At 59.3% G+C, this 25,962-nt stretch carries 25 protein-coding genes; 12 read left to right on the top strand and 13 right to left on the bottom strand.

The annotated features are described in order from the left end of the window. Window positions 1-116 precede the first annotated feature (116 nt). Window positions 117-1,418 carry a sensor domain-containing diguanylate cyclase gene (locus C3Z11_RS15815; RefSeq protein WP_262927450.1) on the bottom strand — a complete coding sequence of 434 codons (1,302 nt, stop codon included), beginning with the start codon at window positions 1,416-1,418 and terminating at the stop codon, window positions 117-119. A gap of 244 nt (window positions 1,419-1,662) precedes the next feature. On the opposite strand from C3Z11_RS15815, the gene C3Z11_RS15810 reads away from it, so the two are divergent. From C3Z11_RS15810 to C3Z11_RS15800, 3 genes are all read left to right on the top strand, one after another. Then, window positions 1,663-2,322: a carboxylesterase family protein gene (locus C3Z11_RS15810; RefSeq protein ID WP_106478894.1), complete on the top strand. Its 660-nt coding sequence runs from the start codon at window positions 1,663-1,665 to the stop codon at window positions 2,320-2,322. 85 nt (window positions 2,323-2,407) lie between these two features. Further along, window positions 2,408-3,406 (top strand): aldo/keto reductase, encoded by a 999-nt coding sequence (locus tag C3Z11_RS15805; protein WP_106478893.1) that lies wholly within the window; start codon window positions 2,408-2,410, stop codon window positions 3,404-3,406. Window positions 3,407-3,453: 47 nt separating this feature from the next. Next, entirely contained in the window at window positions 3,454-4,026 is a 573-nt protein-coding gene (locus tag C3Z11_RS15800; RefSeq protein WP_106478892.1) for a cysteine hydrolase family protein, read from the top strand. Window positions 4,027-4,056: 30 nt separating this feature from the next. On the opposite strand, the gene coaA is transcribed toward C3Z11_RS15800, so the two are convergent. Further along, window positions 4,057-5,004 (bottom strand): type I pantothenate kinase, encoded by a 948-nt coding sequence (coaA, locus tag C3Z11_RS15795; protein ID WP_106478891.1) that lies wholly within the window; start codon window positions 5,002-5,004, stop codon window positions 4,057-4,059. 347 nt (window positions 5,005-5,351) lie between these two features. On the opposite strand from coaA, the gene C3Z11_RS15790 reads away from it, so the two are divergent. Continuing rightward, window positions 5,352-6,563 carry a zinc-dependent alcohol dehydrogenase gene (locus C3Z11_RS15790; RefSeq protein WP_106478890.1) on the top strand — a complete coding sequence of 404 codons (1,212 nt, stop codon included), beginning with the start codon at window positions 5,352-5,354 and terminating at the stop codon, window positions 6,561-6,563. Between the two features lie 52 nt (window positions 6,564-6,615). On the opposite strand, the gene C3Z11_RS15785 is transcribed toward C3Z11_RS15790, so the two are convergent. Beyond that, the gene (locus C3Z11_RS15785; RefSeq protein WP_106478889.1) at window positions 6,616-7,713 is read right to left on the bottom strand and encodes an Lnb N-terminal periplasmic domain-containing protein; all 1,098 of its coding nucleotides are present in this window, start codon (window positions 7,711-7,713) and stop codon (window positions 6,616-6,618) included. 49 nt (window positions 7,714-7,762) lie between these two features. Then, window positions 7,763-8,026, bottom strand: coding sequence for a hypothetical protein (locus C3Z11_RS15780; RefSeq protein WP_106478888.1), 264 nt, complete (start codon window positions 8,024-8,026; stop codon window positions 7,763-7,765). A 152-nt stretch (window positions 8,027-8,178) separates the two neighbouring features. Between C3Z11_RS15780 and C3Z11_RS15775 the strand changes: the two genes are divergently transcribed. Beyond that, window positions 8,179-9,075 carry a LysR family transcriptional regulator gene (locus C3Z11_RS15775; protein WP_106478887.1) on the top strand — a complete coding sequence of 299 codons (897 nt, stop codon included), beginning with the start codon at window positions 8,179-8,181 and terminating at the stop codon, window positions 9,073-9,075. A 138-nt stretch (window positions 9,076-9,213) separates the two neighbouring features. Further along, the gene (locus C3Z11_RS15770) at window positions 9,214-9,960 is read left to right on the top strand and encodes an SDR family oxidoreductase (protein ID WP_106478886.1); all 747 of its coding nucleotides are present in this window, start codon (window positions 9,214-9,216) and stop codon (window positions 9,958-9,960) included. A gap of 235 nt (window positions 9,961-10,195) precedes the next feature. Here the strand turns inward: C3Z11_RS15770 and C3Z11_RS15765 are convergent, their stop codons facing one another. Next, window positions 10,196-11,038 carry an SDR family oxidoreductase gene (locus C3Z11_RS15765; RefSeq protein ID WP_106478885.1) on the bottom strand — a complete coding sequence of 281 codons (843 nt, stop codon included), beginning with the start codon at window positions 11,036-11,038 and terminating at the stop codon, window positions 10,196-10,198. 113 nt (window positions 11,039-11,151) lie between these two features. Here C3Z11_RS15765 and C3Z11_RS15760 point away from each other — a divergent pair, with 113 nt between their 5' ends. After that, on the top strand, window positions 11,152-12,048 hold the full coding sequence (locus tag C3Z11_RS15760; RefSeq protein ID WP_106478884.1) for a LysR family transcriptional regulator: 897 nt from the start codon (window positions 11,152-11,154) through the stop codon (window positions 12,046-12,048). A 24-nt stretch (window positions 12,049-12,072) separates the two neighbouring features. On the opposite strand, the gene C3Z11_RS15755 is transcribed toward C3Z11_RS15760, so the two are convergent. Next, window positions 12,073-12,471 carry an MAPEG family protein gene (locus C3Z11_RS15755; protein WP_106478883.1) on the bottom strand — a complete coding sequence of 133 codons (399 nt, stop codon included), beginning with the start codon at window positions 12,469-12,471 and terminating at the stop codon, window positions 12,073-12,075. 171 nt (window positions 12,472-12,642) lie between these two features. On the opposite strand from C3Z11_RS15755, the gene C3Z11_RS15750 reads away from it, so the two are divergent. Then, the gene (locus C3Z11_RS15750) at window positions 12,643-13,050 is read left to right on the top strand and encodes a GFA family protein (RefSeq protein WP_106478882.1); all 408 of its coding nucleotides are present in this window, start codon (window positions 12,643-12,645) and stop codon (window positions 13,048-13,050) included. 23 nt (window positions 13,051-13,073) lie between these two features. On the opposite strand, the gene C3Z11_RS15745 is transcribed toward C3Z11_RS15750, so the two are convergent. The 3 genes from C3Z11_RS15745 to C3Z11_RS15735 form a co-directional block, all read right to left on the bottom strand. Then, window positions 13,074-14,030 (bottom strand): D-2-hydroxyacid dehydrogenase family protein, encoded by a 957-nt coding sequence (locus C3Z11_RS15745; protein ID WP_106478881.1) that lies wholly within the window; start codon window positions 14,028-14,030, stop codon window positions 13,074-13,076. A gap of 117 nt (window positions 14,031-14,147) precedes the next feature. Next, the gene (locus C3Z11_RS15740) at window positions 14,148-16,310 is read right to left on the bottom strand and encodes an amylo-alpha-1,6-glucosidase (protein WP_106478880.1); all 2,163 of its coding nucleotides are present in this window, start codon (window positions 16,308-16,310) and stop codon (window positions 14,148-14,150) included. Window positions 16,311-16,321: 11 nt separating this feature from the next. Then, window positions 16,322-17,410 (bottom strand): glycosyltransferase family 4 protein, encoded by a 1,089-nt coding sequence (locus tag C3Z11_RS15735; RefSeq protein WP_106478879.1) that lies wholly within the window; start codon window positions 17,408-17,410, stop codon window positions 16,322-16,324. A 391-nt stretch (window positions 17,411-17,801) separates the two neighbouring features. On the opposite strand from C3Z11_RS15735, the gene C3Z11_RS15730 reads away from it, so the two are divergent. From C3Z11_RS15730 to C3Z11_RS15720, 3 genes are all read left to right on the top strand, one after another. After that, window positions 17,802-18,269: a copper resistance protein NlpE N-terminal domain-containing protein gene (locus tag C3Z11_RS15730; RefSeq protein ID WP_158701065.1), complete on the top strand. Its 468-nt coding sequence runs from the start codon at window positions 17,802-17,804 to the stop codon at window positions 18,267-18,269. 276 nt (window positions 18,270-18,545) lie between these two features. Then, window positions 18,546-18,854, top strand: coding sequence for a hypothetical protein (locus C3Z11_RS15725; RefSeq protein WP_106478877.1), 309 nt, complete (start codon window positions 18,546-18,548; stop codon window positions 18,852-18,854). A gap of 194 nt (window positions 18,855-19,048) precedes the next feature. Beyond that, complete coding sequence (locus tag C3Z11_RS15720; protein ID WP_106478876.1) at window positions 19,049-21,298, top strand: molybdopterin-dependent oxidoreductase; 2,250 nt, start codon at window positions 19,049-19,051, stop codon at window positions 21,296-21,298. A 79-nt stretch (window positions 21,299-21,377) separates the two neighbouring features. Here C3Z11_RS15720 and C3Z11_RS15715 read toward each other — a convergent pair whose 3' ends face one another. Beyond that, window positions 21,378-22,130, bottom strand: a complete 753-nt coding sequence (locus C3Z11_RS15715; protein ID WP_106478875.1) for a DUF2076 domain-containing protein — start codon at window positions 22,128-22,130, stop codon at window positions 21,378-21,380. Window positions 22,131-22,266: 136 nt separating this feature from the next. Continuing rightward, window positions 22,267-22,929 carry an HAD family hydrolase gene (locus tag C3Z11_RS15710; protein ID WP_106478874.1) on the bottom strand — a complete coding sequence of 221 codons (663 nt, stop codon included), beginning with the start codon at window positions 22,927-22,929 and terminating at the stop codon, window positions 22,267-22,269. Between the two features lie 274 nt (window positions 22,930-23,203). Here C3Z11_RS15710 and C3Z11_RS15700 point away from each other — a divergent pair, with 274 nt between their 5' ends. Then, on the top strand, window positions 23,204-24,145 hold the full coding sequence (locus C3Z11_RS15700; protein WP_262927449.1) for a 2-dehydro-3-deoxygluconokinase: 942 nt from the start codon (window positions 23,204-23,206) through the stop codon (window positions 24,143-24,145). Window positions 24,146-24,188: 43 nt separating this feature from the next. Here the strand turns inward: C3Z11_RS15700 and C3Z11_RS15695 are convergent, their stop codons facing one another. Next, window positions 24,189-24,539, bottom strand: a complete 351-nt coding sequence (locus C3Z11_RS15695) for a cupin domain-containing protein (protein WP_106478871.1) — start codon at window positions 24,537-24,539, stop codon at window positions 24,189-24,191. Between the two features lie 89 nt (window positions 24,540-24,628). Beyond that, complete coding sequence (gene kdgT, locus C3Z11_RS15690; protein ID WP_106478870.1) at window positions 24,629-25,681, bottom strand: 2-keto-3-deoxygluconate transporter; 1,053 nt, start codon at window positions 25,679-25,681, stop codon at window positions 24,629-24,631. Window positions 25,682-25,962: the final 281 nt, after the last annotated feature.

The following is a 25,962-nucleotide window of genomic DNA, read 5'->3' as shown; positions in this document are numbered from 1 at the left end:
AGCTGCGTGTCTTTGAAGCTAGTCAGTATAAGGGATAATGACCAACGACATTATCTACGCGTAGAAGCGGTAAGTTCAGGGCACTTCGGTCGGTTGCGTGTGGGAGGCGATCGGTGTCAGCTGAGGGTAAAGAGCTTGATTTGTGCCCGACCGGCACGCTTGGCCTGGTAGAGGGCTTCATCTGCATGGCGCAGCAGAGTATGGGCTGAATCATCAGGGTGATAGAGGGCAACCCCAATTGAAGAGGTAGTCTGTAACATGCCGCAGCTTAATGACCAAGGCTGTTGCAACGCGTGATAGAGCCGTTCGGCGATGGTCAAGACTTGGGCCTCATCGACGTCAGGTAACACGACGACGAATTCGTCACCGCCGATGCGAGCACAGAGATCGGTACTGCGTGCGCCGGATTCGATACGTTCCGCGAGCCGCAGCAGCAGCTCATCGCCGATATCGTGTCCATGGGTGTCGTTAATTGCCTTGAAATGATCAAGATCGAGATAGAGCACTGCCAGCGTTTTGTCTTCTCGCGCTATACGCTTGATTTCCTGTTGCAGGCGATCCATCAGTAATCTGCGATTGGCAATTCCCGTTAACGCGTCGTTATACGCCAGGGTACGTAAATACTGGTCGTACTGCTTGCGTTCGGAAATGTCGCGGCTGGTGAAAACGACATAGCCAAGTCTACCCTGCGCCGTGAAGACGCTCGCCATGTTGACTTCAAGCCACAGGTAGTCGCCCTGCGCACGATGGCAGCGATATTCTACCTTGCGCTGCAAGGCTTGTTTGGTGACTAGAGCTTGAAATGCCGCACGCATGGCAGCGTGATCGTCGGGATGGATCAGCGTGAGAATGCACGCGTCGATGAAATCGGCCGGAGCGTAGCCGAGCTGTCGCTCGAAGGCTGGGGAGAGGTAGCTAAGACGTCCGTCCGGATCGGATATACCGATAATGTCGGAGGTGTTTTCAGCCAATAGACGGTATTTCTGCTCGCTGGCGTGCAGCGCTTCCTCGATGAGCTTGCGCTCGGTAATGTTGCGACTGACGATCAGGAGCTGATGACGCTTGCCCGCCTCGTCGAATGTAGGGGTCTTGATGACTTCCCAGGTATTGATACGTTGATCGAGGCCCATGAACGATTTTTCGATTCGTAGCGCGGCGCCTTCCTGCCAGGCCTGTTCATCGGTTCGCGTGTTGTATTCGAATATTTCTCTAGCCTCTGGTTTCACTTCCGCCAGGTCAAGATCCGTTTTGCCAACGTACTCGATGGCATGCAGGTCATGGGCCTCGATTACGGCCTTGTTGGCGAACAGCCAGCGCCCCGTGCCGTCCTTCAGAACGATGAATTCCTGTATGGAATCGATCAGAGTGCGCATCTGCAATTCCATGCCTTCAGCGCTACTGCATGGGGTGGAGGTCATCGAGCGAATTACCTGATCAATTTCATTTGGGGGAGTGCCTCCCGGTACAAGCACGCCATATTCTATCGAATAGTGCTATCGACCGATTCAGACTTTGCTTAAGTATGGTTTTCTTAATGACGCACCGCCAGCGAGTGGTTGCGAACCGGGCAGTGGCAGGCTCGTGTGCGGACGCCTACCTTTCTCAAGGCGCATGGTCCGGCGCGACTGATGGTAATGGCAGTTCGACAAGGGGCGAAAAGACATGATCCCGGATGACAACATTCAGCTCATCGAGGCCTCACCGCTGCGTTATCTGCTCTCGGTGCCCGCCGCACCGGCACCCGAGGCAGGCTGGCCACTGCTATGTTTTTTGCACGGCTATGACGAGGCTGCGCCGCTCGATATCCGTGATGCGCTGACTCGACACGGCCCCTTGTGGCCGGGCAGGTCATCTCTGGCACGTGAGGAGTTTATTGTCATTGCACCGCAGCTTCCCTCAGCCGGTGACGTCTGGCATCGCTTTGCTGACGATGTTTTGAATCTCGTGATACAGGTGCGGTCGCAGCACGGTGGAGATCCGCATAGCTGCTATCTGAGCGGTTTCAGTTTCGGTGGCAACGGCGTGTTCGATCTTGGCATTGCGCAAACGGATCACTGGGCCGCGCTGTGGGCGGTCGACCCGACTAGGGTGCCGCGTCAGGACCCGCAGCGGCCGGTGTGGCTCTCGGTCGGCGAGGCGGCGCGCTATCGCCAGCAAGGCTTCGTGCGTGCGCTTGGCTTGAAACCGGTGAAGGATAACGAATTAGGGGATCGCCTCTATCTTGATCAAGGTGAAAGCCATGTCGGCTCGGCGCGGCGAGCCTACGCCGATGAGCGCATCTATCGCTGGCTGCTGGCGCAGCGGCTGTCCAATCCTTCATAGGCCTGAACGGTCGCGTCGTTTTAATCCTGATGACAGACGCCAGCCTTTCCAACAAAACTCAATCTTCACGACAGGAGAGTGCAACATGGACTATCGCTCACTGGGCAAGAAAGGACCCGAGGTTTCGGCTATGGGGCTGGGGTGCATGGGCATGTCCGGCATGTACGGGCCGTCCGATCGAGACGAGAGCATTGCCACTATCCATGCCGCGCTGGAAGCCGGCATTACCCTGTTCGATACCGGTGATTTCTACGGCATGGGCCACAACGAAATGCTGCTTGGCGAGGCGCTCAAGGGGCGGCGTGACAACGCCCTGATCAGCGTCAAGTTTGGTGCACTGCGCGGTCCCGATGGTAGCTGGTCGGGCTACGATGCTCGCCCCGAAGCCATCAAGAACTTTGTCGCTTATTCGCTGCAGCGCCTCGGCGTCGACCATATCGACATCTACCGTCCGGCGCGGCTCGACAGCCAAGTACCTATCGAGGAGACAGTGGGAGCGATCGCCGATCTGGTCAAGGCCGGCTACGTGCGCCATATCGGACTGTCCGAGGTCGGCGCCGATACGATCCGCCGCGCGGCGGCGGTGCATCCGATCAGTGACCTGCAGATCGAATACTCGCTGATCTCTCGCGGCATCGAGGCGGAGATTTTGCCGACCTGTCGCGAGCTCGGCATCGGCATTACCGCCTACGGCGTGCTGTCACGTGGTCTGCTCAGCGGCCACTGGCAGCTGGACAAGCTCGCCCAGGGAGATTTCCGTGCCATTAGTCCGCGTTTCCAGCAGGGCAACGTCGAGCAGAACCTGACTCTGGTCGAGGCCTTGCGCAAGGTTGCCGACGCGCGTGGGGCGAGCGTCGCTCAGGTCGCGATCGCCTGGGTGATGGCGCAGGGCGAAGATATCGTGCCGCTGATCGGCGCACGCAAGCGCGAGCGTTTGAGCGAGTCACTCAAGGCGTTCGAACTTGAACTTGGCGCCGACGATCTTGCCGCTATCGAACAGGCCGTGCCCGCCGATGCGGTGGCCGGCGAGCGCTATCCTGCCGCGCAATTGAAGGATCTCGACAGCGAACGCACCACGGCCTAGCGTGGCTGCATCATCACCATCAGCAATTCCAATCATAGGGAGAGAGCATGACTACGGCATTTATCGGCCTCGACTACATCGTCGACATCACCCATCCGTCCGGCAAGATGGCGGCCGCGGCTGAACAGGTGAACGAACGCGGCGTTATCGACAAGGCCAACCAGCTACTCGAACTTGCCCGCGAGAAGGGCTGGCTCAGCGTGCTGGTCAAGGTCGGCTTCGAGCAGGGCTATGTTGACCAGCCCAAGCATTCACAACTGTTTGGCAAGGCCCATGAGATCGGCGTGCTTGAGATGGGCAGCGCCGGCATGGAGTTTCATCCCGATCTCGCCGCCGACAAGGCCGACATGGTGATCATCAAGCCGCGCGTCAGCGCGTTCTATGGCACCCGCCTCGACGCCGCACTGCGCGCGTGCGGCATCACGCGCGTAGTGGTGGCGGGGGTGAGTACGATGATGGCGGTGCAGAGCGCGGCGCGCGAGGCGCATGATCGCGACTTCGAGGTGATTATCGCCGAACAGGCCTGCGCCGCCGCCACGCCGGAAGACCATGAGGCCTCGATCAGGACGCTGCAGCCGGTCACTACCGTCATGACCCTCGATGAACTGAAGGCGCTGTGAGGTGAGGCAGTGAAGCCGGCGACGCCGGCTTCACTTGCGCAGACGCACTTCGCTGACGGCATGATCCGTTGACTTGGTCAAGATCAGGCTGGCGCGCTCGCGCGTCGGCAGGATGTTCTCTTCAAGGTTGCGACCGTTGATTTCACGCCAGATACGATGTGCGGTGTCGATCGCTTCCGGTTCCGAAAGATGGGCGTACTTGTGGAAATAGGAATGCGGATCAGCGAACACGCCGCGGCGAAACTTCATGAAGCGATCAATGTACCAGCGCAGCAGCAATTCTTCCGGCGCATCGACGTAGATCGAGAAATCGATGAAATCTGACACGAATACGCGGTGAGGATCGTGGGGATAGTCCATGCCGCTCTGCAGCACGTTGAGCCCTTCCAGAATCAGGATATCGGGCTGTTCGACGACCTTGCCTCGGTCGGGCACGATATCGTAGATCAGATGAGAATAGATCGGTGCAGTGACCTGCGGGACGCCTGACTTGATGGCAGAAACGAAGCGCACCAGGTTGTGCATGTCGTAGGACTGCGGGAAACCCTTTTTCTTCATCAGTCCGCGTTCGTCGAGCACGCGGTTGGGATGGAGAAAACCGTCTGTGGTGACTAGCTCGACGCTGCGATGCTCCGGCCAGTGGCTCAAAAGCGCCTGTAGCACGCGGGCAGTGGTGCTCTTGCCGACCGCTACGCTACCGGCAATACCGATCACGTAGGGAATACGCTGGCGTGCAGTGCCGAGGAACTGCTCCAGCGCCGCCTGACGACGCAGGTTGGATGTAATGTAAAAATTCAGCAGGCGCGCCAGAGGTAAATAGATTTCGGCCACTTCGTCGAGCGAGAGATCCTCGTTGATGCCCTTTAATTCGGTGATGTCGTGCTCATCAAGCATCATCGGCACGGCATTGCGCAACGCCGCCCACTGGAGACGGTCGAACTGCATGTAGGGGCTGTTCAACGCTGGGTCACTCTTCATAAGCCGCACTCTAATCGGTGATATCGACCGGGACGCATTCCGCCCCTGCGAAGAAAAAGACGAAGACTATAGCCTATCGACGGTTCCTGTCGCCTCAACATGATGCCATGACGGTAGTGTAACTGACGAGATTGATGTACCGCAGGCCACACAATAGGCGATAGGGGCACTCGCCGTGCATGCCGCACTGATCATGACTAGGCTCAGGGTGATGTGTTGAATGCTGCGGGCCGCTGTCAGTTTCAACGCTTCATGCCTGCAATCTTTCAGTACCGCTTCAATCAAGTACTGCTTCGATCAAGTATCGCTTCAATCAACTGCCTCACTTAATGGATTAGGAGAGCATGATGAAAGCTGTCGTTTTTCACGCCATTGGCGATATTCGCGTCGATGACGTTCCCGAGCCGCAAATTCAGGAACCGACCGATGCGGTCATTCGGCTCACTACCTCCGCACTGTGTGGCACCGACCTGCACTTCATTCGCGGCACCTTCACCCCGATGAAAGAAGGTACCATTCTTGGCCACGAGGGGGTCGGCATCGTCGAGCAACTGGGTGATGATGTACGTAACCTCTCTATCGGCGATCGGGTCGTGGTGTCCTCGACCATCGGCTGCGGCACCTGCTCCTACTGTCGCGCCGGCTATTATGCCCAGTGCGATGTCGCCAACCCCAACGGCAAGCAGGCCGGCACGTCCTTCTTCGGCGGACCGGCGCCGACCGGACCCTTCAATGGTCTGCAAGCGGAGAAGGCGCGTATTCCGTTCGCCACCACCGTGCTGACCAAGCTGCCTGATGAGGTCAGCGACGAGCAGGCAATCGTGATGTCCGACATCCTGCCGACCGGCTACTTCGGTGCCGATATCGCCGAAATCAAGGACGGCGACAGCGTTGCAGTGTTCGGCTGCGGTCCGGTCGGGCTGTGCGCGATCGTCAGCGCCAAGCTGTTCGGCGCCGGTCGTGTGTTTGCCATCGACTCCAAGCAGGACCGCCTCGACAAGGCGCGTGAGCTGGGTGCCGAGTGTATCAACTTCGACCGCGAGGACCCGGTTGAGACACTACAGCGCCTGACCGGCGGTATCGGCCCGGATCGCGCCATCGACGCGGTGGGTATCGATGCCCAGCATGCCCACGATCACGACGCTGGCGAGAAGGGTGACATCGAGACCGAAGAGCAGGAATCTCGCACCAACGCACCGGATACCAACCCGGACGGTGACAATTGGCATCCCGGCGACGCGCCGAGTCAGGCGTTGCAGTGGGCGGTGCAGAGCTTGGCCAAGGCCGGCACGCTGTCGATCATCGGCGTCTATCCGCCTGATTTCCGCGCCTTCCCAATCGGCATGGCGATGAATCGCAACCTGACGCTAAAGATGGGTAACTGCAACCACAGCAAGTACATCCCTAAACTGGTCGACATGACCGTCATGGGGCGGATCGATCCCGCCAAGATTCTCAGCCAGGCCACGCCGATCTCCGATGTGCTCGAAGCCTACAAGGCGTTCGATCGCCGTGAGGAGGGCTGGATCAAGGTCGCGCTCGAACCGCAGCAGGGCTGACGCTTAGCTGACCGAAGTCAAAAGCATCCGGGCCCAGGTCCGGATGCCTTTTTTATTGATCGTGGCCAGTTTTCATATCACGCTCCGGCACGATCAGACTGCCGTCCGGCGCGGGCACGCCGCAGCGGATCATGGTCGAAAATTCAGGCGTCGCATGGCCGTCCTGATCGGAGGCGTGCGCACGTTCATTGATATGACCACGTGAGTGTAATTCCTCAAACGGGCGAGAGCTGTCGAGGCCGCCGAGGTCGTAGATGTATTCGGGCAGATAGCCAGACATGATCAGGCGGCTGTCGAGCGGCAGGCCCGGCACGATATGCTTGACCATATCGAATACCAGCGTGGTGCAGTTGGTCAGTAGCGTATTGTAGAAGCGCGGCTCGTCGTGAAGCTCACGGGCCTCGTCGAGATAGGAAAGAAACAGCGCGCGCGCCGCGCCTTCGGGCAGTTGGACGCGGTAGAGATAGACCTCCTCGCCGCGCACATTGCTGCGCGTGCGGATGATATCGCGTTCATCAGCGGCAATCAGGCTGACCTCGAACTGCTTGAAGAAGCCGCCGAGGGCGGAGAAGGACTCACCTTGCTCGCGGCGGATCTCGACCGAGAACACCAGGTGGCGACCATCTGAAAAACCGAAGCTGACCAGCGTATGGGCGATCGCCGGACCCATCCAGTAGGAGACAATCAAGTCGGTCGAGTTCAGCTCGGAAAGATCGTAGCGGCGCGTTTCCCAGTGCGGCGTGAAGTCCGTGGGCGTGCGCCATTCGAAGTTGCGCACGTTGTGCAGCGTAACCTGATCTCCGTCGATGTCGGCGGTGAGCTGGCGCGCCACGTCTGGCGCCCAGTCGCGCTCATTGGAGGGCTCGATGGTTTGCCACCAAAGGCACAGCGCGGCGAAGGCGAGTAGGAAGCTAATCACGGTGCGCCAACGGTAAGCGCGTAATCGGGAAAAAAGAAGCAAGACGATGCTGGCGCTGGCAAGCAGTGTCCACAGCGCAATGACGGCAACCGTCAACCCGTGCGGTGTCGGTAACTGAAACCACAGCGCCAGCGCGCCCCATAAGGCGATCAGCAGAACTATCAACGCCAGCAGGCTGCGTCCGAGTGCGTGTAGTACAAGAAGTGTCCAGTCGATCAAAGCATGTGGCATGGCGGTGGCTCGTCGGCAGCGGCGAATTTCGTCATCACGACCCGTTAGCTTAACCGATCACCATCGCCTGATGGGCATCGAATACCTTGAGCAGGGCGCGGTCGACATGGCTAAGGCAGGCTTGATTCAAGGCGGAAGAGCGCCATACGCTAACCTTGGAAACCCTCGGAGCGTCGGTAAGCCAAAGCATACCATTATCGGCAAGCTGCTCGACAAAGGCATTACGACGGGTGAGACTGCCCGCGTGAGCATGAGGAGGTGTTACTTCTCGGATGTGGCCGCTGCGTGCCGAGGTGATCGCTTGCGATCGCATCAGCCCCTCGATCGGCTCATATGATCCGATTGATATCGAGCAGTCGATGAAACGATAGCGCCATGCAGCCCAACAAGACGACTGCCTTAACGGTGAAGTGATGAAAAAGACTCGTCCCGCCCAGGTAGGATTACGTGCACCAGGAGGCCACGATGCGCGGCAATGAGTTCGCCGAGCTGCAGGCCTTCGTGGCGGTCGCTGAACGGGGCAGCTTCGTGCGTGCCGCAGAAGCGTTGCAGGTCACGCCGTCGGCACTCAGCCAGACTATCCGCGGTCTTGAGGCGCGGTTGAATATACGCCTGTTCAACCGCACCACACGTAGTGTGCGTCTGACCACGGCCGGGGCAAGGCTGTTCAAGCGGCTGCAGCCGGTGTTCGAGGAGGTGACGGCGGCGGTTGCTGATGCTGCTAGTCTCGGCGAGCGCCCAAGTGGCCGATTGAAGATTCACGCCTTTCGCCTGGCCTCGCAGGTCTTTCTCGAGCCCGCCTTCGAGGCGTTTCTGACTGCTTACCCCGATATCGTGCTCGACGTTACCATCGACGATAGCACAGTCGACATCGTTGCCGAGGGCTACGATGCTGCCCTTCGCCTGGGTGAGCTGCTCGAACAGGACATGGTTGGCGTACGGCTGGGGCCACAGCTTCGTCAGATCGCCGTGGCTTCGCCCGATTATATCGCGCGCCATGGTAAGCCCCGAACGCCTTCGGAACTTCACCAGCACCGCTGCATCAACTGGCGCTGGCCGGGGCAGCTCCATCCCTATCAGTGGGAGTTCAAGAAGGATGACAGCTGGTTCTCGGTCGCCGTTCACGGCCCGCTGATTGTTAACGATCAGCGCGTAGCGCTGGAGGCCGCCGTCAACGGCATTGGCATCGCCTTCTGGGCTGAGGATCAGATGGCCGAGCTGATTCGTGCCGGCAAGCTGGTACCGCTGCTTGACGAGTGGTGCGCGCCTTTCGATGGCTTCTTCCTATGCTATCCGCAGCAGCGCCATCATCTCGCTTCGCTGCGCGCCTTCGTCGATTTTTTCAAACAGCGCTATGTATAGTGGGACGTGATACGTCATGCCGATTATGTCCGCTGCACTTAATAATATATGCAGCACAGCGTCGATTATCCCTAGCGTTTCGCGCTTTAGACTCTCCTCTCACCCAATGACCTACAACGTGAATCGCAGGAGAACATCATGACTACCGTTCCACAATTGCACGATAAAGTTGTCCTGATCACCGGCGCTAGCAGCGGCATCGGCGCAGCGACGGCGCGCCTGCTCGCCACTCGGGGTGCGCAGGTCGTACTAGGAGCGCGCCGCCGCGAGCGACTCGAAGCACTGGTCGAGGATATTCGTGGCGAGGGCGGCACGGCGGCGTACCATGCGCTTGATGTCACTTCTATCGAGCAGATGCGTACCTTCGTTACCTTCGCCCAAGAAGTCTTCGGCCGCATCGACGTGATCGTCAATAACGCCGGCGTGATGCCGTTGTCGCCCCTCGAGGCGCTCAGGCTCGACGAGTGGAATCGTATGATCGACGTCAATATCCGCGGCGTGCTGCACGGCATCGCCGCCGCTCTGCCAGTCATGCAGCGTCAGCGTGCGGGCCAGTTCATCAATATCTCGTCGATCGGTGGCCACAGCGTCAGTCCTACCGCCGCGGTCTACTGCGCGACCAAGTTCGCCGTGGGAGCGATTTCAGAGGGGCTGCGTCAGGAGGTCGGTGCCGATATCCGCGTCACGGTGATCAGCCCTGGCGTCACTGAGTCGGAGCTGGCGGACACCATTACCGATGAAACGGCCAGCGCAGCCATGCGGGAATTTCGCAAGGGTGCGATTGCACCCGAGGCGGTTGCCCGCGCGATCGCCTTCGCCATCGAGCAGCCGGCGGACGTGGACGTTAGTGAAATCATCGTGCGTCCTACCGCTAGTGCTCACTGAACCCGGTCATTCGCAGTAAGAAAGCATAAAATTCCCGCACCGCAAGCGTGCTCGATTGGTGTCTATGACCGATAAGATCAAGCGCTGAAGGTGGTAATTACAGGCATCTATTTACCAGCCTGACAAAAAAAGCCCGGACCGACAGTGGTCCGGGCGCTACACGGCAAACGCCTGCCAGCCGAGCACACCTTCTGGTGGCTTTCCCGGATGTCGCCAAATTGCTAGTAACGCGCTATCACTTCTCCATATCGGTGGACCGTGCCACCTCCTCTTGTTCTTCCAGAGCGTTCAGCCGCTCGTGGTAGGCGTCGTGAATGCGCCGCCATGCGCCACTGCCATAGACTCTCCGCTTTGGCGCCGGGAAGACGTCGACGCTCTCGATTATGGCCTGGGCGACCTTAGCGCCGTCGCTGAAAAGACCGAAATTGCCCGCTGCCAAGGCCCGGCGTACGTCACCAGCCGGGGTTTTGTCATAAACGGCCATCGGTGTTGCGCGGACCAGGCCTGAAGCGAAGTTCGTATACGTCGGGCCGGGTTCGATCAGGGTGAACCCGATATCAAACGGGGCCACTTCCTGTGCGACTGATTCGACGAAACCCTCGATGGCCCATTTACTGGCGTGGTAGAGGCTGAAATTGGGATAGGCAATCTGCCCGCCTTCGGATGAGACCTGGAGGATGCGCCCGCCGCCCTGGGTGCGTAGATGCGGCAGGACGGCGCGGATCAGTTCGATCGAACCGATCACGTTGGTATCGAGCTGATGGCGGATCTGCGCGGGGCTCAGTTCCTCGGCGGCGCCGAACAGGCCGTAGCCGGCATTGCTGACGATCACGTCGATCCGGCCCAGTTCGGCAAAGGCGCGCTCGACGGTGACCGGGAGAGCGTCGGTATCGGTGATATCGAGACGGGCGATCCACAGCTGCTTGCCGTATTGCGCTTTCAGCTCATCGAGCTGCTCCGGCTTGCGCAGGGTGGCGGCGACGCGGTCGCCGCGGGCCAGCAGCTGTTCGGTTATCAGGCGGCCGAGCCCGGTCGAGGTACCGGTGATCAGCCAAGTTCGAGGTGTCGGTGTCGTCATGATCTGGCTCCTTGCTTTGCCGCCGCCCCATGGCGGCGGAATGACCACAGCATGGCGCCACCGGATTGCTGCTACTATCGGGGTAACATCGCATGAATCGGTGAAAAATCACCATGAATCGCAGGCCAACTCTTGATGATGTAACCGCACTGACCAAGATTGCCGCCTATCGCAGCTTTCGTCGTGCCGCCGAAGAGATGGGGCTATCACCCTCGACCCTCAGCCACCAGATGCGCACGCTCGAGCGTGGACTGGGCGTGCGGCTCTTGCACCGCACTACGCGCAGCGTATTACCCACTGCGGCCGGCGAGCGCCTGATTGCGCGCATGCAGCCGGTGCTGCGCGAGTTCGAGCATGCGCTGGAGGCGGTCGACGACTACCGCGGCCGTCCCAGCGGCACGCTGCGCCTCAATGCCAATGAAATTGCCGCCCGGTTGCTGCTCGAACGGGCCGTGCCAGTCTTTCTCGAGCGCTATCCGGAGATGGCCCTGGATATGGTCACCGACGGGCGAATGGTGGATATCGTCGAGGCGGGATTCGATGCCGGGGTGCGTCTGGCCGAGGCAGTGCCTCAAGATATGATCGCAGTGCCATTTGGCGGCGAGACGCGTTTTGTCATCGTGGCCGCGCCGGACTATCTCGACCGGCGAGGAGCGCCACGTACACCGGACGATCTGCGTGAACATACCTGTATTCGTCTGCGTCTGCCCAGCGGCAAGCGCTATCGTTGGGAGTTCGCACGGCATGGTCAGGAACTGACGATAGGTGTTCCTGGTACGCTGACGCTCGACCACCCGCTGCTGATGTGTGAAGCCGCCGCGCAGGGTCTGGGGATTGCCTATGTCTCGGAAGTCGCGCTGCGACCTTGGCTCGAGCGTAATGAACTGGTGACGCTACTCGACGAATGGTGCCCGCGCATTCCCGGGCTATGTCTCTATTATCCCGGTCATCGGCATGTGCCGGCGGGGCTTAGAGCGTTCATCGAAGTAGTCAGGGAAACGGCATGCTGACATTGGACGCGCAATACCCATTGTTCATAGCGGCCACAGCACCGCCAGCAGCGTCAGGATCAATCCCAGTAAGGAAATAGCCCATACCAGCGAGCGCACTACGGGCACGCCTAGGGCGTAGAGCGGCACGTAAACCACACGAGCGATGAAATAGAGCCAGGCGCCCCACAGCGTGAGTTCCCCTTCGCGGCCGGCAACGTGGGCGATCAGTACCGCGCCAATGAACAGCGGCAATGTTTCGAACAGATTCTTTTGGGCGCGGGATAGCCGACCGGTGATCTTGCCCATCGGCGGGCCGGCTTCATCACGCGGACCGGTATTGTAGGCAACGCCCGTTTCCTTATTACGGAACATGGCGGGCAGCAGAATCTGCACGATGGCCAACACTAGAGTCCAGCCGAGTAGGGTGAGTTCCGTAGTCATTGTCTCTCCTGACGTTGTAAGCCGAAACGGGGTTATAGGGTTCAGCGTAGCTGTCAGGCGCTGATTCGCCATTCTGAGACGAGCGTCTGCAAGCGCTGCGGAACGATATGGTCAATAATAAGCGCGGCTATTCCAGCAAATGACGTTAATCGATAACGACAGGAGTGTTTCATGACTACACAGCAGCATGCTGGCGGTTGCCTTTGCGGCGCGGTGCGTTTCAGTATCGTGCATGGCGGCGAGGTCAGTGTCTGTCACTGCTCGATGTGTCGGCGTGCGATGGGTGGGCCGATGTTTGCCATTATCTGTGAGGGAAAACCGACGTTTGAGAATCGCGCCATGCTGGGCGTCTACCGGTCGTCCGAGATTGCTGAGCGCGGTTTCTGTCAACGCTGCGGTAGCCAACTCTTCTTCCATGGGCTGGAAGATGACAGTTACGCCTTTACTGCCGGCAGCTTTGACGATCAGAGCGAGATGGTGATCACCGAGCAGATTTTCATGGCCGACAAGCCTGGCTTCTACGCGCTGGCCAACGAGACGCATGAGTTTCGCCACGACCGTATACCCGACGAGGCCTGACCACTGAGAGTTACCGCCAGGCCTTACAGCGTGCGCACCGGTTTGCCATTGAGAAATGCCTCGATATCCTCGACCGCTTCCTGAAAGTAGGTGCGGTAGTTGACGTCGGCAACATAGCCGATATGGGGCGTGGCCAACACGTTGGGCAGCCGGCGCAGCGGATGATCGAGTGGCAAGGGTTCGGCGTCGAAGACATCGAGACCGGCACCGGCAATGCGGCTGTTCTGCAGCGCTTCGATCAGCGCCTTTTGATCGACAATTGCGGCGCGCGAGGTATTGATCAACAGCGCCTGCGGCTTCATCAACTCAAGTTCGCGGGTGCCGATCAGACCGTGGGTGCGTTCGCTGAGTACCAGATGAATCGAGACGATGTCGCTGGCCGTGAGCAGTGCTTCTTTTGATGCGGCCCGCTCGACGCCGAGCTCGTCGCAGCGCTCGCGGGTCAAATGTTCGCTCCACGCTATTACCTCCATGCCGAAGGCCTGAGCGATGCGTGCCATCTTGGCGCCGATCTTGCCCAGTCCGAGCAGGCCCAGGCGCTTGCCGGCCAGGCCGATCCCCACCGTACTTTGCCACGGTCCGCCTGAGTGTATCGCATTGCTCTCGGTGAGCAGGTGCCGCGCCAGGCCGAGAATCAGCGCCCAGCTCAGTTCGGTCGGCGGTTCGGAGTTGCCACCAGTGCCGCAGACGATGATGCCGCGTGCGCGGGCGGCCTCGATATCGATGGCCGCGTTGCGCATTCCGCTGGTGATCAGCAGCTTGAGCCGCGGCAGGCGTTCAAGCAGCGCGGCGGGGAAGAGCGTACGCTCGCGCATCGCGACGATGATATCGAATTCGGCCAGCGTTTCGACGAGGGTGTTCTGGTCGCTGATATGGTCGTGGAAGGTGACAACTTCAATGTGTGGCTCGAGTGTCGACCAGTCAGCCATGGCAAGTGCAACGTGCTGGTAGTCGTCGAGGATAGCGCAACGCAGTGTCATGGTGCGTCCTTGTTGGGAAGGTATAGGACGGTTATAGCAGACAATGCGGTGCAGGGGAGGCTGACCTTGGGGGAAACGGCACGGACCCGGGCCGTACTGGCCCGGGTCCGTTGTCATTTACACCAGCACGCTGACCTGGACGTCGCCCACCTTGCGCGTGACATTGACGCTGACGTCGTTCTCGTGGCGTGCCAGCGCCAGGTCGAGCACGGCGTCGCCAACGCGCAGGTTGCGGATCTCGAGGGTATTCATCCACGTTGGCAGCAGCGGGTGATCGAAGCGCAGCCGCGGCGACTCGGCTGAGAAGTGCAGCCCGAGGCAGGCCTGCAGCAGCTGGAACACCGCTCCCGCTGCCCACGCCTGGGGCGAGCAGGCAACCGGGTAGCGCGTCGGTCCCTGGCCGGGTTCGCGCTGAAAGCCACAAAACAGCTCGGGCAGACGGAAGTCCTCCATGTGCAGCGCGGCGTCGAACAGCCCGGTCATCACCTTGACGGCTGCGGCGTGGTGGCCGTAGCGGGCCAGGCCCTGGGCGACGATGGCGTTGTCATGGGGCCAGATCGAGCCGTTGTGGTAGGCCATCGGATTGAAGCGTTTCTCGTTGGCGGCCAGGGTACGGATGCCGAAGCCGTTGAAGCTGGCGTCGTCGAGCAGCGTCTCGGCCAACTGTGCGGCGCGCCCGGGCAGGGCGATGCCGCTCCACAGCGCGTGGCCGGCGTTGGACGCAAGCACCTTGCAGGGACGCTTGGCGCCGTCCAGCGCTAGCGCATAGCTGCCCAGCTCCTCGCACCAGAACGCTTCATCGAAGCGTTGACGCAGCTGATCGGCGTCCTGCTGCAGCCTGTCGGCATGAGGCGTAAGTCCGAGCATGTGGGCCAGCCGGGCGGCGCCGAGCTTGGCGGCGTAGACGTAGCCTTGCACCTCGCACAGTGCAATCGGCCCCTCGGCGGCGCTGCCGTCGGCATGAAAAACCGAATCCTCGGAATCCTTCCAACCTTGCTGCACCAAGCCGCCGTGACGGCTCGCCTCGTATTCGACGAAGCCGTCACCGTCAATGTCGCCGTAGCGATCGAGCCACTCGAGTGCCTGCTCGAGCGCTGGCCAGAGCTGCTCGATGAAGTCGCGATCGCCCGTGCGGTCGTAGTAGGCCTCGGCCAGCACCACGAACAGGGGGGTTGCATCGATGCTGCCGTAGTAGTGGCGAAACGGTACCTCACCGAGCCGTGCCATCTCGCCGTCGCGGGTCTCGTGAAGGATCTTGCCGGGGGTGGCGTCCTTCTCGACGTTCCGGGCCGCTGACTGGGTAGCGGCAAGATAGCCGAGCACGCCGCGGGACAGTTCGGGCGCGAGCCACAGCGTCTGCAGCGCAGTGATCAGCCCGTCGCGGCCGAACGCAGTGCTGAACCACGGCACGCCGGCGTAAGGGTAGGGGCCGTGGGGCGTGTCGCTGATCAGCATGTGCAGGTCGGCGGCGGAGCGGTTGGCCCATTCGTTGAACTGCTCGTTGTCGGAGTAGAGCGAACCGACCAGAGCACGCTCACGCGCCTGCCGCGCTTCGATTGCCTTGATTACCGCCTCGAAGTCGGGCAGCTCGCGCTGGCTGTCGTCGACGTCGCAGGCGATCGCCAGCGTCAGCGTCTGCGTCTCGTGCGGTGCCAGCGACAGCTCGAATACCAGCCGCTGTCCCTCGTCGCTGCCGCGGTGGCTCTGCGGAGCGCGGTCGAAGCGCAGCCGGGTATGGCGCGTCTTGTCATCGAGGCCGCGATACCCGAGGCGCAGCTCATGTTCGCTACGCGTCGGCGTGAGCGGCTCACCGCGCTGGGCGCGTGACTTGCCGCGAATCTCGAAGATATCAGCGTAATCACCGGCCACGGTGAGGCCGAGATGCAGCGTCACGTGGCCTGTGCCGTAGTTCATGGCGCTGATGCGCTCGTGGAGCGCTCCGTTCCACAGCACCTTGGTGCGGCGCAGGTGGACGCTATCCTTGGCGATCTGTGGCGTGGCGGCGGGGGTGAGATCGACGGTGAAGCGCTGATTGTCGCGGCTGACCGCCGAGTTGAGCAGCAGAGGTCGCTGGTCATTGACATCGAGCTCAAGCCGAGACAGGTAGCGCGTGCCTTCGTGATAGAGCCCCTGTTCGCCGAGCCCGACCGGCTGGATATCACCCTGGCGATCGAACAGGGCGAACGCCTCGCCGTGCTTGAGTACACGGGTGCGCCCATCGGCGCGCGACGAGCTGGCGTTGACGTACCACTGGTCATTGACGCGAATCATGTCGTCCATGATGGTTCTCCTCAGGCGGCGGCCCGGCGCAGGGCCGCGCGGTTATCGGCACCGTGCGGGCCGTCGCCGAGGCCCAGCAGCCGTTCGTAGCAGCGTACGTAGTTGTGTGCCATTGCCGTGGCCGAAAAGCGCGTCTCGAAGTAGCGTCGGCAAGCGCGCCGGTCGAAGGTGTCGAGCTTCTCGAGAGCCGCTACGGCCTGTTCGACGCTGTCGATGACGAATCCGGAGCGGCCCTCCTCCATCACTTCCGGTACCGAGCCCTGGCGGAAGGCGATCACCGGTGTGCCGCAGGCCATCGCCTCGATCATCACCAGCCCGAACGGCTCCGGCCAAGTGATCGGAAACAGCAGCGCGCGAGCATTGCCGAGGAAGTCGTTCTTCTCGCTCTCGCCGATTTCGCCGACGAAATCGACCAGCGGATGCGAGAGCAGCGGCTTCACCTTGGTATTGAAATAGTCCTCGTCGGTCTGACTGTCGGTCGGCTTGGCCGCGACCTTGATCGGCAGGCCGGCGCGCAGCGCGATCTCGATGGCGGTGTGCGGCGCCTTCTCCGGCGAGAAGCGACCGATGAAAGCGAGGTAGTCGCCGGGCTTTTCATGTAGGTGATAGAGCGATTCAGGCAGGCCGTGGTAGACGGTATCGAGCCAGTTGACGTCCTTGAGCGGCTGGCGCTGATGGTTAGAGATTGACACCAGCGGCTCGTGGGGGAAACGGGCGAACAGCGGGTAGGCATCGGCAATGTCGAGACGACCGTGCAGCGTGGTGAGATGGGGCACGTCGAGATGACGCAGCGGCAGGAAGTGGGCGTAGTAGTCGCTGTGGAAATGAATCACATCGAATTCATGGGCCCGTTCGAGCACGGCATCGATCTGAGCCAGCAGATGGTAGATCGGGTCGATGACACTGTCATCATGGCGCAGAGCGCGTTCACGCAGGGCGACCAGTTCGGCCGAGGTCTGCGAGTCGCCGCTGGCAAACAGGGTCACCTCGTGCCCCTGACGCACCAGCTCCTCGGTGAGATAGGACACCACGCGTTCAGTGCCGCCATACTGTCTTGGCGGGATAGCTTCGGTAAGCGGCGGGACTTGAGCGATCCTCATCCTGATATTCCTCCGATCAAGCAAAAAACGGAAAAATGGGTTCCAGAATGAAGCGAGTGCGGAAACGAACGAGACGGGGAGCGTTCAGTGCCGCACTCGCACCGTCGGTACGGGCATCGCGGGCCCTGCCGAGGGTGTTATAGCAATAAGGGCACTCGATGAAATATCAAGAGAGCGTAACGCAATGAGGCGTTACTCGCTTGATCGACTTGCACATGTGTCCGCAAGAACGACGAACTCATGGCAAGTGAGGAATAGCCAGCGTGACGCGTTTTGGAAGAAGGGTAGCCGTGGCTGGAGGCGTCGTTAAGGAGATGGTAGTTTTACTGGCTGAACATCATTGCAGCGTTGACGTCATGGCGGCGTCGCGCTGCTGCATCGGGACATGAACATGCAAAAGAGAATGCTGCTTCTTTCCGGCATGGTGAGCTTAAGTATTCTGCTTGCGGCCTGTGGCTCCGGCTCATCCGAAGAAGATGAGACTGCTCTGGAAGAGCAATCCACTTCATTTGAACGCTTCGGCGGTGTATTGCCCTGCAAGGATTGTGAAGGAATCAAGACGGATTTGACGATCAAGCTCGATCAGCGTGGCAAACCGAACGGCTACGTCATGAGTGAAACATATCAGGGCAATACCGACGGGGTCCGTATCAACAATCGCTCAGGCAATTGGGCGCTGGTGGCGGGAAGTGGTGAGAAGGATGCCCATGAAATCTATCAACTCGACCCTGAAGACAAGAATGCGTGCACCAACTTCCAGCGCATCGATGAAAAGACACTGCGTAAACTCGATTGCGAGCGCAAGGTGCTCAAGGAAGATGGCAGCTATGACCTGACACGTGTGGCTGAAAGCCGCTAACAGCCAGGCAGCGCTTATGCATTTCCCTGCCTGATATTCCCTTGGTCTGCTGGGGCGCTGCCTGCCATGGCGTCCCGTTAATTTTACTTCTCTATTCCCCTTTTGCTCCTCTTGTCCTTTCCTAGTGTGAGCGCATGGGGTCCGACACGCTCATACACGTTTTTACCCTCGCTGCTGCGTTTTTATCTCTGCAACCTGTGTATGTGTACAGTGATAGGGAGGGCAATTCGTAGCGCTATTCGCACGACATGATCAGAACGCTCAGAGGGTAGGGATATGCAATCTCTAGGCAAGCTGATGGGGGAGGTAGTGACCCTGGTGATTCTCGTGTTTAACGCGATGGGGCATACCTCTCAGCCGATCGATATCAACCCTGCAACGCAGACCATAATAAAGCGAGGCGAAAACGTTGTTATCTTCATGACGGATGCTCTGCCATTGGCTAGTGCTGTTGTGAGCGATGCGCGGCGTACTGCTGTCATTCAGCAATTCAGTACGTTGACGCTACCGGAAGAGCACACTCTGCTGGCGGGTAGAGTGCCGTTCAGCAACATCCGGCTGCGCATCGCACTGTCAAAAACATAGCTGGCGTTTTCGAGCATTGGCACCGAAGCGGCGCTTTTCCAGGCGCCGCTTTTTTGTGCTTCATGCGGGCCGATCAGTAGAAGCAGGCGGTAAAGAATTGACGCTGTATCCAGAAGATGCTCGAGTAGCTACTTGTAAACGGTGTGTTTACACGATATTCATTCGTCAAATATTTCTTCAGGGTCAACTGCACAATGACGCGCTATTTCGCCACTCACTTTGGCACCTACGAGGTCGAGAAAGCGCCGAGTGGCCGCTGTACGCTCAAACCCTACCGACACGATCCTGCTCCGGCGGCATTAGGGTTGCACTACCTGACGCTTGCCGAACATGACATGCGTATTGCCCAACCCATGGTGCGCCGTGGCTGGCTGGCAGGCGATCACGGTGCCAAGCGAGGTGAAGACGAGTTCATTGCCGTTGAATGGGATGTGGCTATCGCTCATGTTGCCAGTGAACTCGATCGCGTGCGCAAGACCCAGGGCAATGAGGCGATCTACGCCGGCTCCTACGGCTGGGCAAGCGCGGGGCGTTTTCATCACGCTCAGAGCCAGCTAAAGCGGCTACTCAACTTACTCGGCGGTTTTACTGCGTCGCGCAATAGCTACAGCTATGGCGCTGCGTCAGTACTTCTGCCTCATGTACTGGGCGCCTCCTATGCCGGCACCAATGCCTGCGCGCCGAGTTGGGACCACATCGCTACGCGCACCGACTGTTTGATTGCCTTTGGCGGTTTTCGTTTGAGTAATGCCCAGTGCGACTCCGGCGGATTGGCCGAGCACAGCGTTGCCGATTGGGTTAGTCAGGCGCTGGCAAGGGGGATGCGCTTGATTGTGGTCAGCCCGGATGGCAGCGATGCACCGCCTGGCCCCAACGTCATTCACGTACCGATTCGCCCTAATACCGATAGCGCCTTGATGTTAGCGATGGCGCACATGTTGATAACACGCGGGACGGTTGATACTGAATTTGTGTCACGCTACGTCAGCGGTGTTGAAGATTTTGTTGCCTATGTCCGCGGAGACGACGATCACCTGCCTAAGTCTCCACGCTGGGCAGCGCGCATCACGGGCGTCCCGGAGGCAACCATTGAGCTTTTGGCTGAGCAGCTGCTGTTGCCGACCAGCCTGATCAACATGAGCTGGTCGTTACAGCGTGCACGGTTTGGCGAACAGCCTTATTGGATGGCGATTGCCCTGGCCGCATTGGCCGGTCAGATCGGCAAGCCCGGCGGTGGCTTTGCCTTCGGTCTGGGCGCAATGAATTCGGTTGGCCAGCCGGTGCGAAAGCTGCATGCTCCGGGAGTCAAGCAGGGAGAAAATCCGGTCGAGACGTTTATTCCCGTGGCGCGCCTGGCCGATATGCTGGCACGCCCCGGCGAGTATATTGACTATGACGGCCAGCGCTTGAAATTGCCTGACATTCGCCTGATTTACTGGGCGGGTGGCAACCCATTTCATCACCATCAGGATCTCAACCATCTGCGGCGCGTGTGGAAAAATCCTGAAACGGTCATTGTCCATGAACCGGTATGGACCGCCACGGCGCATCACGCTGATATCGTGCTGCCGACCACGCTACCGTTCGAGCGCAATGATATCGTCGCATCAAGCAATGACCGGGTAATCATCGCCAATCACCAGCTATGCACGCCGTATGCTGAAGCGCGCAACGATCATGACATTTGCCTGGCGATTGCTGAGGCACTTGGTATAGCTGAAGCCTTTCACGAAGGGCTGAGCGAAACCGAATGGCTGGAAAGGCTTTATGCGGGCTATCGGTCGCGCTATCCCGAACTGCCGGAATTCAAGATGTTCTGGGCTGAAGGCATGGCAACGCTTGATGCGGGTGTTAAAGCACCGCGTTCCCAGGTGCTGTTAGCCAAGTTCATTGGTGATCCGCTGCGCTTTCCACTTGAAACGCCGTCGGGACGCATCGAGCTGCGCTCCGAAGCTATCGCTCGTTTTAACTATTCCACCTGCCCGGCCCAACCCGCATGGCTTGCGCCAGAAGAATGGCTGGGTGCCGAGAGGGCAGAGCGCTATCCCTTGCATTTGTTGACGCCACAGCCAGCCAATCGCCTGCATAGTCAGCTTGATGTGGTAGGCGAAAGTGCAGCGCACAAAATAAACGGGCGCGAACCTGTGGTGCTGAACCGTATTGACGCCAATACGCGCGGTATTGGCCCAGGTGACACGGTGCGACTTTACAACGATCGCGGCGCCTGCCTGGCTGGCGCGGTGCTTTCCGACACCTTGTTGCCAGGCGTGGTCGTGTTGCCGACAGGTGCGTGGTACACGCCAAGGGATGCAAGCGATCCGATGAGTCTGGAGCTGGGCGGTAATCCTAACGTGTTGACATCGGATATCGGTTCCTCGCAGCTTGCTCAAGGGCCTGCGGCTAACAGCTGCCTGATTGAGATCGAACGGTATTCTGGGAGCTGACAGCAGCGTTAATGGGCCATTAGCTGATAACAAAAAACGCCAGCCTTAGCGCCGGCGTTTGTACATAAGACAGGGCGACTCAGACTTCGTCGAAACCGCCTCCATCATCGAAATCACCACCATCGCGGAAGTCGCCGCCGTAAAAGTCATCTTCGCTGTAGCCGCTGTCGGCATAATCGGCGCTCTGGTCGTAGCCGTTATCGGGGCCTGCTTCGGCATCAGCGCTGGTGTTATCGATATCTTGCTGATCGGCAGCGGCGGTATCAGCGGGATTGTCTTCGATGGCGCTCGCCATTTCCTCGGGCTGATGATCGCTGAACATATCCATCAGCATATTGCCCAGTACCAGGCCACCGGCGACGCCCGCTGCTGTTTGCAGGGCGCCACCAAGAAAGCCGCCGCCGCGTGAGGCCATTCCCATGCCACCCTGAGACGCGCCATAGCTGCCCGGTTGGGCCGAGCGTGAACCCCAACCCGGTTGAGACGCAGAGTAATTCGCGCGGCGGTTCTGAGAGGAGGGCTGCGTTGTCGGTTTTCTCTCGCCAGCGCCGAAGATACCGGCTAAGAAGCCCCCGCTGGAGCGGTTGTCCCCGCTCTCGGTCTGCTTTCTTTCGAGTTCCTCGACGCGAGCATTGAGCTGCTTGAGCGCGGCTTCCTGAATCAGAATGGTCTGCGCCATGTAGTAAGGCGCCGAAGGCTGATTGGAGACGTGCTCCCTGATGCGAGCTTCAGCATTTTCGTCGCGCTCCCCGGTCTTGTCTTCTGCTTCCTTGAGACGTGAAAACAGACCATCGATGATACGTTGCTCTTCCTGAGACTGTTGCGTCGCCATGGTGCCCTCCGCAGTGGCTATGTCTGTCTATCTATAAGCTATGAGGTTCTACATTGTCTTGAACAATAGCCTATTTGACCCTGTTTATCGGCGCGAATTCCCCGCCAGAAAATCTGGACGTAGTTACTGGACGTCGTTATAGGCCCTGCTCGATCTGGATGACTCGACGTGCCAGCTCATTCATATGATCAATTTGGTGCGCGCCCTCGGGCGTTGCCTCACGGCTAGAGAAACGGTTGATATGAATGACATGCATACCGGCGTCCATTCCGGCCTTGATACCGACAGCAGCATCGTCGATGACAATACAGCGTTCGGGTGGATACCCCATCGTTTCGGCGGTATAGAGATATAGACCTGGATCGGGTTTGAAGATACCGACTTCGTAGGCGGAAAAAAGGTTATCGCCGAAGTGACGAGCCAGCCCGGTGGTCTCCATTGAGAGGCGAATCTTGGCGAGTGGCCCGTTGGAGGCGACGCAGCGCGGGTTGTCGAGAGTGTCGAGCGCCTCTTCGATGCCTTCAATCGTCTGTAATGCGCCGCGCATGCGATCGAGCAGCCGGGCACGCATCTTCTGCTCGGCGCTGTCGCGGTAGCGTTCATCCATCGCGCCATGCTTCTGCTCCAGTGCAGCAACGATCTGGGCGTAAGCCACGCCACGATAGGTATCCATGTAATCGCTGGGCACGAAGGGAAGTCCCGCTTCAGTCAACGTTTCAGCCAGCACTTCGGCGAGGAGTGGTTCACTGTCGACGAGCGTACCGTCGCAGTCAAAGATCAGACAGAAATCAGTGGCCATGAGCATCCTTGTTTCATCAGCGGTGAATGGATAAAAGAGAGCAGTGTGAAATTATGGCAAGAAGCTGTGGCAATAGGGCTAAAGTCGAGAAGCCACATGCTGTTCAGCATGCCACACTCGCCAACGGGCGACATCTGCCAGAACTGAAGCATGACGGCTGACGCGTATGACGATATCACTGCCGCCTGCCAAGGAACCGTTTCCAGTCGCTGCTTATCACTGAGCATAGTCATCACATCGTTGCATAGTCATCACCATCGTTGAGGAGAAAGTCGTGAGTCGACGTATCGCACTAATCGGAGAGTGCATGATTGAGATGCAGGGCCAGCCGCAGCAGGAAATTAACCAGACGTTCGGCGGCGATACGTTCAACACGGCAGCCTATCTGGCGCGTCTAACCCGGGATAGCGATATTGATGTGCAGTATGTCAGCGGCGTCGGCACTGATGCCTTCAGCGAGGCAATGCTGGCGCGCTGGCATGAAGAAGGTGTCGGCAGCGCGTTGACCCAGCGCCTCGATAATAAGCTGCCGGGCCTTTATTTCATCCAGACCGATCCCGATGGCGAGCGTCACTTCCTCTATTGGCGCAATGACGCCGCGGCGCGTTACATGTTCGATGGTGCCGGCGCCGAGGACATGCTTGCCACGCTGGCCTCAGTCAATATGATCTACTTGAGCGGTATCAGCCTGGCCGTGTTGACCGAGACGGGACGTCGGCGGTTGATTGAGACCTTGATCAAGGCACGTGACAACCATGTGCGCGTAGTGTTCGACAACAACTTCCGCGCGCGGCTGTGGTCAAGCGTCGATGAGGCACGCAGCCACTATCATGAGTTGCTGCAGTATGTTGACGTGGCGATTCTGACGTTTGACGATGATCAGCAGTTATTCGGCTTTGCCGACTGCGATGAGCTGTTTGCTGCCTACGAGCAGTTCGGCATCGAGGAGATCGTCGTCAAGCGCGGTGCCGAGTCGTGTCTGGTGCGGTTGAAAGGGGAGTGTGTGCAGGAAGTGGCCGGCGAGCGCGTGCCGAGCGAGCGAATCATCGATACTACCGCTGCGGGTGACTCATTCAGTGCGGCCTATCTCGCCTGTCGGTTGCAGGGCGGAGCGCCGCAGCAGGCGGCACGCTGGGGCCATCGTCTGGCCAGTACCGTAATCCAGCACCGTGGCGCGATCATGCCACTGGATGCCATGCCGCAGATGCCCGATTGAGCGGGCATCCAGCGACAGCTTTCGCTTTCCCGCTGTAATGACGTTACAGGAAGTCATCTCGCTTGGGCGAGAACATGTCGATCAACATGCTGTCCTGTTCCAGCGCCCGGGCACCGTGCCACGTATTCTTGACCACGGTAAAGGCGTCACCCGGGCCTAACTCGCGGCGCTGGCCGTCGATCTCTATCTCGAATCTTCCTTTTACGACATAAGCGATCTGATCATGTATGTCGTGGCTGTGGGGCGCGCCGATGGCATCCTTGTCGAACTTCACGCACACCCCCATTAGCGAGTCGGTCCAGCCAAGGATCTTGCGGCTGATACCGTCACCAAGATCTTCCCAATGACTACTGCCATCATCAAAAAAGGGCGCGGAGTTTTTGTGTTCCTGCATGATGAATTACTCGTCTGGTGATGTGTGGCTTGGTTAACGCATAAAGCCACAGCCCGCTGCGGCGGGCTGTGGCTCTCTAGCTTAGAAGATTAGAGCCGCTCACGGCCGGGCGGGGTAGTTTTCAATCGTCCTAGTGTCATGCCCGCTGCTGCCGGTGCAGGAGCAGCAAGCGGCGCGCCCCCTTTAGATGGGGTATGGTGTGCCTGACGCTTGGCCCACATGGCGGTAATAATCGGCACCACAATTGACGTCACGATGACAGAGGTGGCGACCAGCGCAGTGGCTGCGGGCGCCACTGGGGCAAATTCCGGCTGCATCTGAGCGATCAGCGTCGGTGTGGCAACGGCTGCACCTGCGGTGCTTGAAGCGGCGATGCCGGCCGTGCCATTGCCGCCACCAAGAAACTTGTCGGCCAGAATCAGCGGAATACCGGTGATCACGATTACCGCCAGACCGAGCCCGATACCCAGCAACCCCGTCTGACCGATAACCTGCAAATTGATCGTGTTGCCGAGCGCGAAACCAAAAAACGGGATCAGCGTGTGGGTGGCCTTGCCAAACATCTCGCGTAGTTCAGGATCAAGATTGCCGAGTGCGAAGCCAGCGATGAAGGGCAGTACGGCGCCGACAAAAAGCTGTGGTTCGAACACTGCCACGCCGGTGCCGCCGAGAATCAGCATCGTCATCAGTGGGCCCGATTCAAGCGACATCAGCACGAAGGCGCCAGCCTCCTCCTTGCTGCCGTACTGCTGCATGATCGAGGCGTAGAGGCCGCCGTTGGTCATGTCCATCGAGGCGACCAGTGCCAGCACTGAAAGCCCCGCCAACAACCCGGTCTCGATATGACCGCCAGCAATCATGCGCGAGGCGATAATCGCCACCAGCCACGCCACGGCGATCTTGGTGACCACCAGCACGCCCGATTTGCGCAGCACTGTGCCGGTGGCGCGCAGGTCAATGCCGGCGCCCATGCAGAAGAACCACACCGCCAGAATAGGCACCGTGCCGGTGATCAGGCCATTGGTGAACGAGCCGAAATACGAACCGGCATCGGCGAAGAAGGTGTGACAGAGGGCGCCGAGAAACAGCGGAATCAGCATCATGCCACCGGGAATTCGGTCTATCGTCTTCTTGATCTGCATAGCCGCATACTCTCCTGAAAGAGGTTGTCCTGCACAGCGCAAAGCGCTGGAGAAGATGCATTGGTCATTCACGGATTCTGCTTGGCCGGCCGGGCGGTGCGCTGCATTGAATAAAATGAAACGCCGTGCCATAAATCTATACGGGTAATTTTTAAAATGAAATGGCGTTTTTATTGTGCTTTGGTCGGGTGTGTTCATTGGCTACAGAGGATGTGGACATACAAAACGCGTTAGAGAACATGATCGTCGTCGGTGCTTTGCGCTATTATCAAACTTATGTT

It is taken from the genome of Phytohalomonas tamaricis, from assembly GCF_003012345.1.
In the GTDB taxonomy this organism is placed as follows: domain Bacteria; phylum Pseudomonadota; class Gammaproteobacteria; order Pseudomonadales; family Halomonadaceae; genus Phytohalomonas; species Phytohalomonas tamaricis.
The sequence above is the reverse complement of the archived record's forward strand: the minus strand, read 5'-3'. Positions and strand labels throughout refer to the sequence as shown.

Bases quoted from the DNA above. Each gene is read 5' to 3' on its own strand.
- C3Z11_RS15720 (WP_106478876.1), top strand. From the start codon at position 19,049: ATGACGCGCTATTTCGCCACTCACTTTGGCACCTACGAGGTCGAGAAA.
- C3Z11_RS15695 (WP_106478871.1), bottom strand. From the start codon at position 24,539: ATGCAGGAACACAAAAACTCCGCGCCCTTTTTTGATGATGGCAGTAGT.
- kdgT (WP_106478870.1), bottom strand. From the start codon at position 25,681: ATGCAGATCAAGAAGACGATAGACCGAATTCCCGGTGGCATGATGCTG.
- C3Z11_RS15800 (WP_106478892.1), top strand. From the start codon at position 3,454: ATGACTACGGCATTTATCGGCCTCGACTACATCGTCGACATCACCCAT.
- C3Z11_RS15765 (WP_106478885.1), bottom strand. From the start codon at position 11,038: ATGACGACACCGACACCTCGAACTTGGCTGATCACCGGTACCTCGACC.
- C3Z11_RS15755 (WP_106478883.1), bottom strand. From the start codon at position 12,471: ATGACTACGGAACTCACCCTACTCGGCTGGACTCTAGTGTTGGCCATC.
- C3Z11_RS15745 (WP_106478881.1), bottom strand. From the start codon at position 14,030: ATGACACTGCGTTGCGCTATCCTCGACGACTACCAGCACGTTGCACTT.
- C3Z11_RS15740 (WP_106478880.1), bottom strand. From the start codon at position 16,310: ATGGACGACATGATTCGCGTCAATGACCAGTGGTACGTCAACGCCAGC.
- C3Z11_RS15775 (WP_106478887.1), top strand. From the start codon at position 8,179: ATGCGCGGCAATGAGTTCGCCGAGCTGCAGGCCTTCGTGGCGGTCGCT.
- C3Z11_RS15810 (WP_106478894.1), top strand. From the start codon at position 1,663: ATGATCCCGGATGACAACATTCAGCTCATCGAGGCCTCACCGCTGCGT.
- C3Z11_RS15760 (WP_106478884.1), top strand. From the start codon at position 11,152: ATGAATCGCAGGCCAACTCTTGATGATGTAACCGCACTGACCAAGATT.
- C3Z11_RS15815 (WP_262927450.1), bottom strand. From the start codon at position 1,418: ATGACCTCCACCCCATGCAGTAGCGCTGAAGGCATGGAATTGCAGATG.
- C3Z11_RS15770 (WP_106478886.1), top strand. From the start codon at position 9,214: ATGACTACCGTTCCACAATTGCACGATAAAGTTGTCCTGATCACCGGC.
- C3Z11_RS15780 (WP_106478888.1), bottom strand. From the start codon at position 8,026: ATGCGATCGCAAGCGATCACCTCGGCACGCAGCGGCCACATCCGAGAA.
- C3Z11_RS15710 (WP_106478874.1), bottom strand. From the start codon at position 22,929: ATGGCCACTGATTTCTGTCTGATCTTTGACTGCGACGGTACGCTCGTC.
- coaA (WP_106478891.1), bottom strand. From the start codon at position 5,004: ATGAAGAGTGACCCAGCGTTGAACAGCCCCTACATGCAGTTCGACCGT.
- C3Z11_RS15785 (WP_106478889.1), bottom strand. From the start codon at position 7,713: ATGCCACATGCTTTGATCGACTGGACACTTCTTGTACTACACGCACTC.
- C3Z11_RS15750 (WP_106478882.1), top strand. From the start codon at position 12,643: ATGACTACACAGCAGCATGCTGGCGGTTGCCTTTGCGGCGCGGTGCGT.
- C3Z11_RS15715 (WP_106478875.1), bottom strand. From the start codon at position 22,130: ATGGCGACGCAACAGTCTCAGGAAGAGCAACGTATCATCGATGGTCTG.
- C3Z11_RS15735 (WP_106478879.1), bottom strand. From the start codon at position 17,410: ATGAGGATCGCTCAAGTCCCGCCGCTTACCGAAGCTATCCCGCCAAGA.
- C3Z11_RS15790 (WP_106478890.1), top strand. From the start codon at position 5,352: ATGAAAGCTGTCGTTTTTCACGCCATTGGCGATATTCGCGTCGATGAC.
- C3Z11_RS15725 (WP_106478877.1), top strand. From the start codon at position 18,546: ATGCAATCTCTAGGCAAGCTGATGGGGGAGGTAGTGACCCTGGTGATT.
- C3Z11_RS15805 (WP_106478893.1), top strand. From the start codon at position 2,408: ATGGACTATCGCTCACTGGGCAAGAAAGGACCCGAGGTTTCGGCTATG.
- C3Z11_RS15730 (WP_158701065.1), top strand. From the start codon at position 17,802: ATGCAAAAGAGAATGCTGCTTCTTTCCGGCATGGTGAGCTTAAGTATT.